Source organism: Streptomyces sp. UC4497 (assembly GCF_054871485.1).
The window spans coordinates 185579-199159 of record NZ_JBTYHB010000005.1 but is presented as its reverse complement, the minus strand read 5'-3'; the positions used below and the strand labels follow the sequence as shown (position 1 = coordinate 199159).

13 protein-coding genes are annotated in these 13581 nt (G+C 71.9%); 5 read left to right on the top strand and 8 right to left on the bottom strand.

Annotated elements, in window-relative coordinates; all coding sequences use genetic code 11:
* Positions 1–48: 48 nt before the first annotated feature.
* On the bottom strand, positions 49–840 hold the full coding sequence (locus tag ACYSUO_RS09765; RefSeq protein ID WP_461775658.1) for an SGNH/GDSL hydrolase family protein: 792 nt from the start codon (positions 838–840) through the stop codon (positions 49–51).
* A 135-nt stretch (positions 841–975) separates the two neighbouring features.
* Here ACYSUO_RS09765 and ACYSUO_RS09760 point away from each other — a divergent pair, with 135 nt between their 5' ends.
* Positions 976–1275: a holin gene (locus ACYSUO_RS09760; protein ID WP_461775657.1), complete on the top strand. Its 300-nt coding sequence runs from the start codon at positions 976–978 to the stop codon at positions 1273–1275.
* On the opposite strand, the gene ACYSUO_RS09755 is transcribed toward ACYSUO_RS09760, so the two are convergent.
* From ACYSUO_RS09755 to ACYSUO_RS09740, 4 genes are all read right to left on the bottom strand, one after another.
* Entirely contained in the window at positions 1239–2888 is a 1650-nt protein-coding gene (locus ACYSUO_RS09755; RefSeq protein WP_461775656.1) for an ABC-F family ATP-binding cassette domain-containing protein, read from the bottom strand. The genes ACYSUO_RS09760 and ACYSUO_RS09755 overlap by 37 nt on opposite strands.
* Before the next feature lie 69 nt (positions 2889–2957).
* A complete protein-coding gene (locus ACYSUO_RS09750; protein WP_461775655.1) occupies positions 2958–3971 on the bottom strand; it encodes a hemolysin family protein in 1014 nt (337 codons plus the stop codon).
* A complete protein-coding gene (locus ACYSUO_RS09745; RefSeq protein WP_461775654.1) occupies positions 3968–5416 on the bottom strand; it encodes a hemolysin family protein in 1449 nt (482 codons plus the stop codon). Before ACYSUO_RS09745 ends, ACYSUO_RS09750 begins: the two co-directional genes overlap by 4 nt.
* A gap of 217 nt (positions 5417–5633) precedes the next feature.
* Complete coding sequence (locus tag ACYSUO_RS09740; RefSeq protein ID WP_461775653.1) at positions 5634–6533, bottom strand: LysR family transcriptional regulator; 900 nt, start codon at positions 6531–6533, stop codon at positions 5634–5636.
* Between the two features lie 222 nt (positions 6534–6755).
* Between ACYSUO_RS09740 and ACYSUO_RS09735 the strand changes: the two genes are divergently transcribed.
* Both ACYSUO_RS09735 and ACYSUO_RS09730 read left to right on the top strand, forming a co-directional pair.
* Positions 6756–7985 carry a serine hydrolase domain-containing protein gene (locus tag ACYSUO_RS09735; RefSeq protein WP_461775652.1) on the top strand — a complete coding sequence of 410 codons (1230 nt, stop codon included), beginning with the start codon at positions 6756–6758 and terminating at the stop codon, positions 7983–7985.
* A 95-nt stretch (positions 7986–8080) separates the two neighbouring features.
* Positions 8081–8485 (top strand): GNAT family N-acetyltransferase, encoded by a 405-nt coding sequence (locus ACYSUO_RS09730; RefSeq protein WP_461775795.1) that lies wholly within the window; start codon positions 8081–8083, stop codon positions 8483–8485.
* A gap of 16 nt (positions 8486–8501) precedes the next feature.
* Here ACYSUO_RS09730 and ACYSUO_RS09725 read toward each other — a convergent pair whose 3' ends face one another.
* The 3 genes from ACYSUO_RS09725 to ACYSUO_RS09715 are packed head-to-tail and all read right to left on the bottom strand — an operon-like array spanning position 8502 to position 12807.
* Entirely contained in the window at positions 8502–9383 is an 882-nt protein-coding gene (locus tag ACYSUO_RS09725) for an LLM class F420-dependent oxidoreductase (RefSeq protein ID WP_461775651.1), read from the bottom strand.
* A gap of 45 nt (positions 9384–9428) precedes the next feature.
* Positions 9429–11993, bottom strand: a complete 2565-nt coding sequence (locus ACYSUO_RS09720) for an ABC transporter permease (protein WP_461775650.1) — start codon at positions 11991–11993, stop codon at positions 9429–9431.
* Between the two features lie 16 nt (positions 11994–12009).
* The gene (locus ACYSUO_RS09715) at positions 12010–12807 is read right to left on the bottom strand and encodes an ABC transporter ATP-binding protein (protein WP_461775649.1); all 798 of its coding nucleotides are present in this window, start codon (positions 12805–12807) and stop codon (positions 12010–12012) included.
* Between the two features lie 132 nt (positions 12808–12939).
* On the opposite strand from ACYSUO_RS09715, the gene ACYSUO_RS09710 reads away from it, so the two are divergent.
* Entirely contained in the window at positions 12940–13179 is a 240-nt protein-coding gene (locus ACYSUO_RS09710) for a toxin-antitoxin system HicB family antitoxin (protein ID WP_266722288.1), read from the top strand.
* Between the two features lie 61 nt (positions 13180–13240).
* The gene (locus ACYSUO_RS09705) at positions 13241–13579 is read left to right on the top strand and encodes a fic family toxin-antitoxin system, toxin component (RefSeq protein WP_461775794.1); all 339 of its coding nucleotides are present in this window, start codon (positions 13241–13243) and stop codon (positions 13577–13579) included.
* Positions 13580–13581: the final 2 nt, after the last annotated feature.

The following is a 13581-nucleotide window of genomic DNA, read 5'->3' as shown; positions in this document are numbered from 1 at the left end:
TGTGCCGCGTTGCGCCGCGCGGTGTCGCGGTGAGCCCGCCCGGGGCGCTTATGCGGAGTGGTTCCGCGACCCGTCCACGTACGGCGCCAGCTCCGCCCGCTTCGGGGCCCGGCCGTCGCCCGAGGACCTTCCCGTCAGGCGGCGGCCGATCCACGGCACGAGGTGCTGCTTGGCGAAGCGGGCGTCGGCCACCCGGCGCGACAGCCAGTTCGGCGGGAGTGCGGGCGCCAGCTCGGCGCGCCAGTTGGACTCCGCCTCGTAGCCGAGGCCCTGCCAGACCGCCTCGGCGACCCGGCGGTGGCCCTCCGCGGTGAGGTGCAGCCGGTCCACGTCCCACAGGCGCTGATCGCCGAGGACCGGCGCCCCGTACAGGTCGACGACGAGGGCGTCGTGCTTCGCCGCCAGTTCGTCGATGCAGGTGAACAGCTCCTCCATGCGCGGCCGGAAGCGCTCCATCACCGGGCCGTTGCGGCCGGGGCTGCGCATCAGGACGAGCTGCTCGCAGGACGGCGCCAGCGTCTCCACGGCCTGTGTGAGCAGATCGCGGACGCGGACCATGTCGCACTTGGGGCGGAGGGTGTCGTTGAGGCCGCCGACCAGGGTCACGACATCGGCCTTCATCGCGGCGGCGACATCGATCTGCTCGTCGACGATCTGGCCGATGAGCTTGCCGCGCACGGCGAGGTTCGCGTAGCGGAAGTCCTCGGTGCGCGCGGCCATCCGGGCGGCCAGGAGGTCGGCCCATCCTCGGTAGGAACCGTCCGGCAGCAGGTCCGACATGCCCTCGGTGAAGGAGTCGCCGACCGCGACGAGGCTGGTGTGGTGGGGGTTCGTGTGCATGACTGCGTAGATCGTATCCCGAGGCAACGAAGTGGTGGGCGCCGCGGGGCTGGGCAGCGGCGCCCGGCGGCGGTATGCCAGGAGCGCGTACCGGCTCGCCGGGCCGGGCGGGCGCGACGAACGGGGGAGTGCGTCATGTGGAGCATCGGATTCTGGAAGGCCACCGCCGAGCGGGCGATCAGGACGTTCGCGCAGGCGCTCGCGGCGGTGCTGGTCGCGGGCGCGACGAACCTGCTGGACGTCGACTGGGCCGCGGCCCTCGGCACCGCGGGGCTCGCCACGCTGCTCGCGGTCCTCACGGCGGTCGGAACGGCGCGCATCGGTCCGCACGGGCCGGGCATCCTGGAGGCCCCGACGTCGGATCCCGCGGCGCCGCGCCCGCAGGCCACGAAGCCCACTCAGCCCACGACCGACCCACCCGCCACGCGCACCTGACGGCCCTCGAAGCGGTCCCGCAGCCTGCGGTCGTGGGAGACGACGACGAGCGTGCCCGCGTAGCCGGCCAGCGCCTCGTCCAGGTCCTCCGCGAGCGCGGGCGAGACGTGGTTCGTCGGCTCGTCCAGGAGCAGCAGATCGGCGGGGCGGGTGACCAGGCGCGCCAGATCGAGCCGGCGGCGCTGGCCGACGGAGAGGTCCCGCACCGGCACGGCGAGGTCCTCCTCGCGGAACAGGCCCAGTCCCAGCAGGGTCTCCGCGTGCTCTTCGGGCAGCCCGCCGAGCCCGGCCGCGAACGCGTCGAGGAGCGGCTGCGCGGCGCCGTCGTGTGCGACCTCCTGGCTCAAGTGGCCGATGCGGGGCGGGCGTTGGACCGTTCCGCGATCCGGCGCGAGATGCCCGGCGAGCAGGGCGAGCAGCGTCGACTTGCCCGCACCGTTCGGCCCGGTCACCAGGGTGCGCGACCCGGGCTCCAGCACAAGGCGTTCGACGGTGAGCCGTCCCTCGACGGCCACATCGGTCACCTCCACGGGGCGCAGGAAGGGATGGTCACCACCTTCCAGGGCTCCACCTTCCGGGGCTCCGCCGTCAGGGCCCCCGCCCACCCGGAACCGCAACGGCTCCGGCGGCTTCGGCACCGGGTCGGCGCGCAGCCTCCGCAACCGCTCCCGCGCGTTGCGCACGACGCCGGAGACCTGGCCCTCCACGGAGCGCTGGTGCTTGGAGAACTTGGCGAAGGCGCTGCTGTCCCGCATCCGCCAGCCGCCGGAGAGGCGGGCGGAGGTGTCCTCGGCGATCCGCTCCTGCCGGTCCACCTCGTCGGACCACGCCCGGTACCGCTCCTCCCAGCGGCGCCGCGCCGTGGTCCGCTGTTCCAGGTAGCCGTCCCAGCCGTTGCCGTAGCGGGCGACGGAGTGCCGGTCGCCGTCGACCTCGACGATCGCGCCGGCCACCCGGCCGAGGAAGACGCGGTCGTGGGTGATGGCGACGACGGTGCCGCGGTGTGCCCGGAGCCGCTCCTCCAGCCAGGCCAGCGCCTGATCGTCGAGGTGGTTCGTCGGCTCGTCCAGGAGCAGCAGCTCGGGCCGCGGGGCGAGGACGCACGCGAGGCCGAGCCGCGCCGCCTCGCCGCCCGACAGGGAGCCGAGCGTGCGCGTGCGCTCCAGGTGCGGGACGCCGAGCCCGTGCAGCGCCGCCTCCAGACGGGCGTCGGCGCGGTAGCCGTCGCGCGCCTCGAAGGCCGCCACCAGATCGGCGTACTCGGTCAGCGCGCCGGGCCCCGCCGAACCGAGGGACGCCTCCGCCTCGGCAATCCGCCGCTCCAGGTCGCGCAGCTCGGCGAGCGCCGCGTCGACCGCGTCCTGCACCGTGGCGTCGGGCGGCAGCGGCTGCGTCTGGGCGAGGTAGCCGGTGCCGCCGTCGGCGCCGACCACGACGGAGCCCTCCGCGGGGACCAGCTCGCCCGCGAGCAGCCGCAGCAGCGTCGACTTGCCGGAGCCGTTCTCACCGATGACGCAGGTCTTCTCGCCGGGCCGCACCGACAGCGAGATCCGGTCGAGGACCGGCCGGTCCGGGTACCCGTACGACACGTCCTTCAGGACGAGCTGACTCATGCCTCCCCTTTCCCGGCCCCACGAGGCTCCCGGCCCCGCGAGGCTCCCGGCCCCCTCAGGCTGAGCGGCTCACACCGGCTGGCCGAACAGCTCCCGCAGTACGTCCTCCATCGTCACGAGCCCGGCCAGCCGGCCGTCGGAGCCGAGCACCGCCGCGACGTGCGTACGGCTGCCGCGCATCGCGGTCAGCACGTCGTCCAGCGGCGTCGTCTCCCGCACGCGCGCGATGGACCGCATGTCCGGCACCCGGAACGGCAGGTCGCGCGGCATCGCGTCCAGGGCGTCCTTCACGTGGAGGTAGCCGACGATCCGCCGGCCCTCGTCCACCACGGGGAAGCGCGAGAAACCGGACTCGGCGGAGAGCCGCTCCAGCTCCTCGGGCGTGACGCCCACGCGCGCGTAGACGACGCTCTCGATCGGCAGGACGACGTCCTTGATGGGCCGCCGCCCCAGTTCGAGCGCGTCGTGCAGACGCTCCTGCGCGCGGTCGTCGATCAGGCCCGCGTCGGAGGAGTCCTTGACCATGCGGGCCAGCTCGTCGTCCGAGAACGTCGCCGTGACCTCGTCCTTCGCCTCCACACGGAGCAGCTTGAGCAGCCCGTTCGCGAAGGCGTTGATCGCGAAGATCACCGGGCGCAGGGCGCGCGCGATGGCGACCAGCGGCGGGCCGAGCAGCAGCGCCGAGCGGACCGGCTCGGCGAGCGCGATGTTCTTCGGCACCATCTCGCCGAGCAGCATGTGCAGATACGTCGCCACGGTCAGCGCGATCACGAACGAGATCGGGTGGACCAGGCCGTGCGGCACGCCGACCCCGTCGAACACCGGCTCAAGGAGATGCGCGATGGCCGGTTCGGCGACGATGCCGAGCACCAGCGTGCACAGCGTGATGCCGAGCTGCGCCGCGGCGAGTAGCGCCGACACGTGCTCGAGGCCCCACATGACGCTGCGCGCGCGCCGGTCGCCCTCCTCGGCGTACGGCTCGATCTGGCTGCGGCGCACCGAGATCAGCGCGAACTCGCCGCCCACGAAGAAGGCGTTGACGAAGAGCGTCGCCAGGCCGATGAGCAATTGGATCGCGGTCATCGGGCCGCCCCCTTCTCCTGAGAGGCCTTGTCGGCCCTCTTCTCTTGAGAGGCCTTGTCGGCCTTGCTCGCCGCCCTCGCCTTCGCGGCCGCCCGGCCGCTCCTCGTCTCGTCCGCCGTCCCACCGTCCTCGGTGTCCAGGACCAGCGGCGCGTGCAGCAGTACGCGGGCCGCCCGGCGTCCGTGCGCGTCCACGACGTCGAGCCGCCACCCGGTGACCTCGACGCTGTCGCCGATGTCCGGGATCCGGCCCAGCTCCGTCGCGACGAGCCCGGCCAGCGTCTCGTACGGTCCGTCGGGCGCGCGCAGTCCGACCCGTGCGAGCTGGTCGGTGCGGGCGGCGCCGTCGGCGGAGTAGAGCGTCCGGCCCTCCGGGTCGGTGCCGGCGGCCGCGATGTCGGGGGTCTCGTGCGGGTCGTGCTCGTCGCGGACCTCGCCGACGACCTCCTCGACGATGTCCTCCAGGGTGGCGACACCGGCCGTGCCGCCGTACTCGTCGATGACCACGGCCATCGTCCGCTTGCCGGAGAGCCGGTCGAGCAGCCGGTCCACGGTCAGCGTCTCCGGCACCAGCAGCGGCTCGCGCAGCAGATCGGCGACGCCCTTGCGGGCGCGCTGCTCGTCCGGCACGGCCAGGACGTCCTTGATGTGCACGACGCCGACGACCGAGTCGAGGCTGCCGCGGTAGACGGGGAAGCGGGACAGGCCGGTGGCCCGCGTCGCGTTCGCCACGTCCTCGCAGGTGGCCTGCAGGTCGAGGGCCATGACCTGGACGCGCGGCGTCATCACGTTCTCCGCGGTCAGGTCGGCGAGGTTCAGGGTGCGCACGAACAGCTCGGCGGTGTCCGCCTCCAGCGCGCCCTCCTTCGCGGAGTGCCGGGCGAGCGCCATCAGCTCCTGCGGGCCGCGCGCGGAGGCCAGCTCCTCGGTGGGCTCGATGCCGAAGCGGCGCACGAGCCGGTTCGCGGTGTTGTTGAGGTGCGTGATGAACGGGCGGAACGCGGCGCTGAACCAGCGCTGCGGCGTCGCCACCTTCTTGGCCACGGCCAGCGGCGAGGAGATCGCCCAGTTCTTCGGCACCAGCTCGCCGACGACCATCAGGAACACGGTCGACAGGGCGGTGCCGAGCACCAGGGCGACCGAGGAGGAGACCCCTTCGGACAGCCCGATGGACGTCAGCGGCCCCGACAGGAGCTTGGAGATGGACGGCTCGGCGAGCATACCGACGACCAGGTTGGTGACGGTGATGCCGAGCTGGGCTCCGGAGAGCTGGAAGGTCAGGTTCCGTACGGCCCGCAGGGCGCCGGCCGCGCCGCGCTCACCGCGCTCGACGGCCTCTTCGAGATCCGCGCGCTCGACGGTCGTGAGCGAGAACTCCGCGGCGACGAACGCGCCGCAGGCCAGCGACAGCAGGACTGCGACGGCGAGCAGCAGTACTTCGGTCATCGGGACGTCACCTCCGTCCCATGATCGGCCAGGGGCGGGACGGATGCGCGCTCGTGGCGGCCACGCGGGGGGACGTAACGGGGACTGGGAGGCTCGCCCATGGGCGGACGCTCACACCTTTCGTAGGAGTTCGAGTGACTCATCCATGGTAAAGCGTCGGCAAAGGGTGTCGGTCCGTCGTACGGGTGCCCCCGCTCGCGGCCCCGTATGCCCCCGTTCACCGGTCGGCGTCGCCCTCGGCGAGGGAGCGCAGCAGCTCGACGAAGGCCGGCACGAGCGGTGCCGGGCCGGCGGCGGGGAGCAGCACGCCGTAGTCCAGCGTCGGACCGTCCCGGAACGGAACGAAGGCGACGCCGGGCCGTGCGTGGTACTCGGCGGCGCGGGCCGCCACGATCGACGCGCCGAACCCGGCGGCGACCAGCACGGGGATCTCGTGCCAGTAGGTGTACGAAGGCCCCCGAGGGATGGCGCGGCCCAGCGGGGTGAGCCGGGGGAAGTGGACGTCCACCAGGGCCTTCGGGTGGTCCCCCTTGAGCCTGAGCAGCGGCACCTCGGCCAGGTCCTCCAGCGACACGGAAGGGCGCTCGGCCAGCGGGTGGGCGGCCGGCAGCAGCAGTGCGCGGGGTTCGCGCAGCAGTACGGGACCGGCGGCGACGCCGGGTTCGAGCACGGGGAACTCGGCGATCTGCAGCTGGAGTTCGCCGCGGTGCAGCGGACCGTAGAGATCGTTGAACTGGATCTCGCGGATCCGCACGGACCATCCGGGGTGTCGAACGCGCAGCTCCGCGGCGGCCCGCAGCAGCAGGTCGGCGCACCAGGGGCTGGTGTAGCCGGCGTGCAGCTCACCGGCCTCGGCCCGGCCCTCGGCGGCGGTCCGGTCGAGCGCCTGGAGGATGCGTTGGTGGGCCGGGAGCAGCTCGTCGCGCAGCTGCCCGCCGAGCGCGGTGAGCCGTACCGTGCGCGACGTGCGCTCGAAGAGCTGAACGCCGAGCCGGCGCTCCTGCTTCTTGATGACATGGCTGACCCGGGACGGAGTGATGTGCAGCCGCTCGGCGGTCCGCCCGAAGTGCAGCTCGTCCGCCAGCGTCAGAAAGATCTCTATGTCCCGCAGCTCCATCGGTGCCTGTCGCCTCCCCCTGTGAGCGTGAACCTAGCGGTCAACTGGCGGTGACACAACGCACATTGATGCGTCGGCGGGCAACACAGCCTTGTCGAACTCGCCGTTGATCACCCGCCGGGCCCGGCGCAGGCTGATGACCGACTGGGCCCCGGACACCTCCGCGGTCCGCGATCGCATCGAGGGCGGGTCCGCGCGGGCGGGCCCGGAGGGGGCAGGCGGATGGGACACATCAGCGGCGGTTTCTCCGAGGCGGGGCAGCGCAGGGTCCGTGACCTGCTGGCGCGGCACGTCGAGTCCGGACGGATCCCCGGCGTGGTCGCGCTCTACAGCCGCGGCGAGGAGACGTACGTCGAGACGCTGGGGACGATGCGTCAGGACGGCGGCGGGCCGATGCGCCGGGACACGATCTTCCGGATGGCGTCCACCTCCAAGCCGGTCTCGATCGCGGCGGGCATGGTGCTGCTCGACGAGTGCCGACTGCGCCTCGACGACACGGTCGAGGAGTGGCTGCCGGAACTGTCCGACCGGCAGGTGCTGAAGCGGGTCGACGGGCCGCTGGACGACACCGTCCCCGCGCGCCGGCCGATCACCGTGCGGGACATCTTCACGTCGACGTTCGGGCTCGGCATGGATATGACCGCCATCGGCACCCCGGTCTTCGGGGCGATCGCCGAGCGGGGGATCATCCCGAACCTCCCGGAGCCGATGCCCGAGCCCGACGAGTGGATGAAGCGCCTGGGCACGCTGCCGCTGATGCATCACCCCGGCGAGCAATGGCAGTACCAGATCGCCAGCGACCTCCTCGGTGTGCTGGTCGCCCGCGTCTCCGGGCAGTCGTTCGACACGTTCCTGCGCGAGCGCGTCTTCGAGCCGCTCGGCATGAAGGACACCGGGTTCCACGTGCCCGCCGAGGACATGCACCGGCTCCCTCCGCTGTACGCCCCCGATCCGGCCACCGGCGAGTTCCAGGTCTGGGACGAGGCCGAGGGCGGACGCCACAGCGCGCCCCCGGCCTTCCCCGGCGGGGGCGGCGGGCTGAACTCCACCGCCGACGACTACCACGCCTACTTCCGGATGCTGCTGAACGGCGGAGTGCACGGCGGCGAGCGGATCCTGTCGAAGCCGGCCGTGCGGCTCATGACCACCAACCGCCTCAACGCCGAGCAGCAGGCCGCCCGCACACGCCTCGCCACCGAGAACGTCCATGTGTCGTTCGGCCAGGCGCAGCAAGGGGGTTGGGGCTTCGGCATGGCGGTGCGCACCTACATCGGCGACTACGCGCCGCTCGGCCAGTTCGGCTGGGACGGCGGCAGCGGCACCTCGACCTACGCCGATCCGGTCAACGACGTCACGGGCATCGTCCTCACCCAGGTCGGCGCGTCCGTGGGGCACGCGATCCGGCTGCACAACGACTTCTGGACGACGCTCTACCAGGTGATCGAGGACTGAGGTCACCACTGAGCAAGCTGCCGCCTCCGCCCGGTGAAAAGATCTTGGCCGGGCGGAGGCCGCCGTGTTCGAATCCGGGGGTGACTGATCTGAACATGCGCGCCGCGACCCCCGACGACATCGACGTGGTCCTCGCGTTCTGGCGCAAGGCGGCCGAAGGCACGAGCATCTCCGACGACCACGACGGGGTGGCGCGGCTCATCGCCCGCGACGCCGACGCCCTCATCCTCGCGGAACGCGACGGGCAACTCGTCGGCACCGTCATCGCCGGCTTCGACGGGTGGCGCTGCTCGGCCTACCGGCTCGCCGTGCACCCCGACCACCGTCGCCAGGGCATCGCGACGGCGCTCCTGGAAGCGGCCGAACGACGCTTCGCCGCGCTCGGCGGCCGTCGCGTCGACGCCATGGTCCTGGAGTCCAACTCACGGGCGCACGGCGCGTGGTCCGCTTCCGGGTACCACCGTGAGGACCACTGGCGTCGCTGGGTGAAGTCGATCTGACCCCGCAGGCGCGCGTTCAGTGCTCCCGCAGCTCCTCGATCACCGGCGCGAGCGCCTCCATGGACGGCTCCAGGACGGTGATGTACGAGAACCCGAACCGTTCGCGGCGCTCCAGAAGCTGCTCCGTGATCTGCTCGACGGTGCCGACGAGCAGCAGCGGCGAGTCGAGGACCTGCTCCTCGGTGAGCTGCGGCAGATGTTCGAGGAGAGGCTGGACGGCGGCGGGGCGGTCGTCCGTCACCGCCACCAGCTGCACGAGCAGGTTGAGTTCGGCGCTCTCCGCGCGGTCGGCGGCGAACTTCCGGTAGGTGGCCACGCGTTCCGCGAGCTCGTCGCCGGTCAGCGGTTCGAGGCCGCCCGCGTTCCCCGCCGGCGCGCGGGCACCGGTGAACGCGGCGATGTCGGCGTGCTCGGCGGTGATCCGCAGCATCCGGTCGCCGTTGCCGCCGATCAGTAGCGGGGGCTTGGGGCCCTGGTCGGGGGCGGAGAGCAGCCGGTCGAGCTCCGTGACGGTGCGCACCAAGTGGTCGACGCGGCTGCCGGGCGTGCCCCACTCCAGGCCGGCCTGCTCGAACTCCTCGCGTACATAGCCGGTGCCGAGGCCCAGTTCGAGACGGCCGCCGGTGAGGGCGACGGTGGTGGTGATCTCGCGGGCGAGCAGCACCGGATTCCAGAACGCGCAGTTGAGGACGAACGTGCCGACCTTCGGCCGACTCGTCGCATCGGCCGCCGCCACGAGCGAGGGGAACGGCGACGGGGCGCCCAGATGGTCGGGCACGAGGAGCACGTCGTAGCCGAGCTCCTCGGCCCTGCGGCACTTGGCGCGCCACGCGTCGTCGGGGGCGGGGGTGACCAGGTTGACGCCGAAGCGGAACGGGCGCGTCGCTACCGATCCCATGAACTCTCCTTGAACCGCGGACAGTTGTCCCCGCCAACGTATCCGCTACTCGTGGGCGATCGCCGCCAGCACGTTCAGCCGCGACGCCCGCAGCGCCGGCAACAGCGCCGCCGCGAGCCCCACGATCACCGAGCCGACCACCACCGTGGCGATCGTCGGCCACGGGATCGCCAGCGCCTCCATGCCCTCCAGGGCCAGCACCCGCTGCGCGACCACGCCCCATACGAGCCCGAGCGCGAGCCCGAGCACCGCCCCGAACACGGCGATCACCACCGACTCCAGCCGGATCATGAGCCGCAACTGGCGCCGCGCCAGCCCGATCGCCCGCAACAGCCCGATCTCCCGGGTGCGCTCCACGACGGACAGGGCAAGCGTGTTGACGACGCCGAGCACCGCGATGACGATCGCCAGGCCGAGCAGCGCGTACACCAGGTAGAGCAGCACCGCGATCTGACCGTGGATCAGCTCCTTGTAGTCCGCGAGGTCGCGCACCTGCACCTGCGGATACGCGTCGAGCGTCTTCTCCAGGCGCTCGCGCAGCACGTCGGGCGACGTGCCGGGCGCGGCGTTCACGTACACCGCCGAGTCCTGGCCGCCCGGCGCGTACCGCACCAGCGTGGACATGCCCATCGCGAAGCCGCCGGTCATGCCGAAGTCGTTGGCCTCCTGGTCGGTCAGGGCGCCCACGGTCAGCTCGGTGCGCTTCTCGCCGGGGAACTCCACCGCCAGTACGCTGCCGATCCGCGCCCCGTGCTCGTCCGCGAACTCCTTCTGCAACAACAGGTGTTGAGACGCAAGACCCCTGGCGCTGCTGCCTCCCGCGTACGTGACGTGCGCGACGTCGTCGACGCGCCGGTCCCACCCGGCGGCCGTCGTCTTCACCCGCTTCCCGTCCGGCATGCGCACCGCGAGCGCGGTGAAGCGCTGGCGCACGACGAGGCCGACACCGTCCGTCGCCCGGATCTTCTGGGTGACCTCCCGGGGGAACGGCATGAAGTTGGCGTTCTGCACGGTGAAGTCGGCGCCCAGCGTCTTGTCGATCTGCTCGTCGAACGACTTGCTCATCGACGCGCTCGCCACGGACATCCCCGCCACCAGGGCGAGGCCCACCATCAGGGCGGCGGCGGTGGCCCCGGTGCGGCGCGGGTTGCGCAGCGCGTTGCGCTGACTCATCCGGCCGATCGAACCGAACACGGCGGGGAACGCGCCGCCGAGGATCCGGATCACGGGCCGTACGAGAAGGGGCCCCGCGACGACCGTCGCGATCAGCGTGAGGGCGATCCCGAGCCCGAGCAGCGAGGACGCCGTCCCGGTCTCGTCCGCCATCCAGCACCCGACGAGGGCGGCGGCGCCGACCGCGCCGATCACCGATCCCACCAGCGCCCGTATCCTCAACGGCCGTCCTACACCGGCGATTTCGGCGTCTGCGAGCGCGGCCATCGGGGAGACGCCGGCCGCGCGCCGCGACGGCAGATAGGCGGCCACGAACGTGACCCCGACGCCGACCGCGAACGAGATCACCGGCGTGGTCCAACCCACGGCCATCTCCGTGGACTTGAGGTTCATCCCGAAGATGCTCATCAGCTTGATGAGGCCGATCGCGAGCCCCACCCCGAGGGCGAACCCGATCGCCGAACCGACGAGCCCGAGCAGTACCGCCTCCGTCAGGACGGAGCGCCGCACCTGCCGGCGGTCCGCGCCGAGCGCCCGTAGCAGCCCCAACTCCCGGGTCCGCTGGGCGATCAGCATCGAGAACGTATTGACGATGAGGAACACACCGACCAGGACGGCGATCCCGGCGAAGCCCAGCATCACGTACTTGATGACGTCGAGGAACCCGCCCAGGTCCTCCGTGGCCGACTTCGCGTCCTCGTCGGCCGTCTTCAAGTCGTAGGCGCCGCCCAGCTCTTGGCCGATTCGCTTCTTGAGGGTCGCGTCGGCGACGCTCGGCGCCGCGTCCACCGCGATGCTCGTCGCACGGCCGGTGCCGCCGAGCAGCCTGCGCTGCGCGGTGCCCGTGTCCAGGAAGACGAGGGCCGCGCCCGGATTCGTCGTACGGAACGTGGCGATGCCCACGACCTCGACCTTGAACGAGCCGGGCTTGGCCAGAATGGTCAGCTGATCGCCGATGCCCACGTGCTTCTTGTCGGCGGTGTCCGCGTCGAGCAGCGCCTGGTGGGGGCCGCGCGGCGCGTGCCCCGACGTGAGACGCACCGGACTGCGGTCCGTGGGCTCCCAGTTGGTGGCGATGGTGGGCGCGCCGGTGGTCGGGCCGACCGACTTGTTCTTCCGGTCGACGACCGTGACGTTCTCGACCCCGGCGTCGATGTGCGTGGCGGCCACCCCGTCGACCCGGTCGATCCGCCCGGCCAGCGAGGCGGGCACCGTACGCACCGTGCCCGACGGCACGGACTCGTCGAAGTCGTCCTCCTCGGGTCCGACCCGTACGTCCGCCGACGTCGACGCGAAGAGGCGGTCGAAGGTGCGCGACACGGTGTCCGAGAAGATCAGGCTGCCCGCGACGAACGCCACCGACAGGACGACGGCCAGCGCGGACAGGACGAGGCGCCCCTTGTGCGCGAGGAAGCTCCGTAACGTTGCTTTCAGCATGATGGCCTCGTCGCTTTCAGGACGACTGCGTCCGGGGGCTCGGCTTGTCGATGACGGCACCGCGCACGCTGTCGAACTGCTTCATGCGCTCCAGGACCCCCTCGGCGGTCGGCTCCCGCACCTCGTCCACCAGACGGCCGTCGCCGAGGAAGAGGACCAGGTCGGCGTGGGCGGCGGCGCCCGGGTCGTGGGTCACCATGACGACGGTCTGGCCGAGGTCGTCGACGGACTGGCGCAGGAACCCGAGAACCTCGAGCCCGGCCCGCGAGTCGAGGTTCCCCGTCGGCTCGTCCGCGAAGATCAGCTCGGGACGCGCGGCGAGCGCCCGCGCACACGCGACGCGCTGCTGCTGCCCGCCGGACAGCTGGGCGGGCCGGTGCCCCAGCCGGTCCCGCAGGCCCAGCGTGTCGATGACCTGCTCCAGCCACTTCTCGTCGGGGGCCTTGCCCGCGATGTCCATCGGCAGCGTGATGTTCTCCGCGGCGTTCAGGGTCGGGATCAGGTTGAAGGACTGGAACATGAAACCGATGCGGTCCCGCCGCAGCCGCGTCAGCTCGCGCTCCTTCAGGCCCGTGATCTCCGTGTCGCCCAGCCACACCTGTCCCGCCGAGACCGTGTCGAGCCCCGCCAGACAGTGCATCAGCGTGGATTTCCCCGAGCCCGAGGGCCCCATCACGGCCGTGAACCGGCCGCGCGCGATGTCCACGTCCACCGAATCGAGGGCGAGCACCTGCGTCTCACCGGACCCGTACGCCTTCGTCAGGCCCTTGGCCCGCGCGGCGACCGCCTCCTTGACCACACCCGGATCCCCCACCCCAACTCCCTTACCCTGTAAGCCAGTTGTGCTTCGGGTTCTGTGTCAGGGTCCGAGGATAGCGGCTCGCTGTGACATCGGGTCCGTTCCGCCCGCTTGCCGGTGCTAGCGCAATGGCGCTAGCTTGGAGGTATGGCCAAGACGCAGCTGAACGTCAGGGTGGAAGAGGGCACCGCCCGCGCCGCCCGCGAGCGCGCGCTCGCCCAAGGGGTGAGTGTGAACCGGTACATCGAGGAACTGGTGCGGCGTGATGCCGGTGAGCAGGGGCGGACGTTCGTCGACGCCGCCGCCGACTTCATGAAGCAGTACGAGTCGGTGTTCGCCGAGGAATTCGGCTCGGACACCGAAGGTCGGCGCCGCCCCGTTGAGTGATTCGTCGAATGGACCGCTGAACGAACCGCCGCATCTCACCATCGACCTCGCCTGGCTGCTCATGGTCGCGGAGCAGAAGACGCCCGGCGATCCGCAGGTCACCGACTGGGGCGCCCTCGTGAGCGCCGTCGCCCGCCACCGCGCCGCGATATTCGACGTGCCGGTCTACGATTCGCCGCACGCGCGCGCCGCGTCGCTTCTTCAACTCCTCATCCACGTACCGGCGTTGGAGCGCTCCAACGCGATGTACGCGACGGCCGTCGCCTACGCGTACCTCGTCGCCAGCGGGCTGAAGATCGTCACGTCGCCCGAGCAGATCCGCGATCTGGCGCGCCTGGTGAAGACGGGCACGGCGACGGTCCACGACATCGAGAAGGAACTCCGCAGCTGGAGCCTGTGAGG

Bases quoted from the DNA above. Each gene is read 5' to 3' on its own strand.
- ACYSUO_RS09740 (WP_461775653.1), bottom strand. From the start codon at position 6,533: ATGGAGCTGCGGGACATAGAGATCTTTCTGACGCTGGCGGACGAGCTG.
- ACYSUO_RS09725 (WP_461775651.1), bottom strand. From the start codon at position 9,383: ATGGGATCGGTAGCGACGCGCCCGTTCCGCTTCGGCGTCAACCTGGTC.
- ACYSUO_RS09760 (WP_461775657.1), top strand. From the start codon at position 976: ATGTGGAGCATCGGATTCTGGAAGGCCACCGCCGAGCGGGCGATCAGG.
- ACYSUO_RS09735 (WP_461775652.1), top strand. From the start codon at position 6,756: ATGGGACACATCAGCGGCGGTTTCTCCGAGGCGGGGCAGCGCAGGGTC.
- ACYSUO_RS09730 (WP_461775795.1), top strand. From the start codon at position 8,081: ATGCGCGCCGCGACCCCCGACGACATCGACGTGGTCCTCGCGTTCTGG.
- ACYSUO_RS09750 (WP_461775655.1), bottom strand. From the start codon at position 3,971: ATGACCGCGATCCAATTGCTCATCGGCCTGGCGACGCTCTTCGTCAAC.
- ACYSUO_RS09765 (WP_461775658.1), bottom strand. From the start codon at position 840: ATGCACACGAACCCCCACCACACCAGCCTCGTCGCGGTCGGCGACTCC.
- ACYSUO_RS09720 (WP_461775650.1), bottom strand. From the start codon at position 11,993: ATGCTGAAAGCAACGTTACGGAGCTTCCTCGCGCACAAGGGGCGCCTC.
- ACYSUO_RS09710 (WP_266722288.1), top strand. From the start codon at position 12,940: ATGGCCAAGACGCAGCTGAACGTCAGGGTGGAAGAGGGCACCGCCCGC.
- ACYSUO_RS09705 (WP_461775794.1), top strand. From the start codon at position 13,241: ATGGTCGCGGAGCAGAAGACGCCCGGCGATCCGCAGGTCACCGACTGG.
- ACYSUO_RS09755 (WP_461775656.1), bottom strand. From the start codon at position 2,888: ATGAGTCAGCTCGTCCTGAAGGACGTGTCGTACGGGTACCCGGACCGG.
- ACYSUO_RS09745 (WP_461775654.1), bottom strand. From the start codon at position 5,416: ATGACCGAAGTACTGCTGCTCGCCGTCGCAGTCCTGCTGTCGCTGGCC.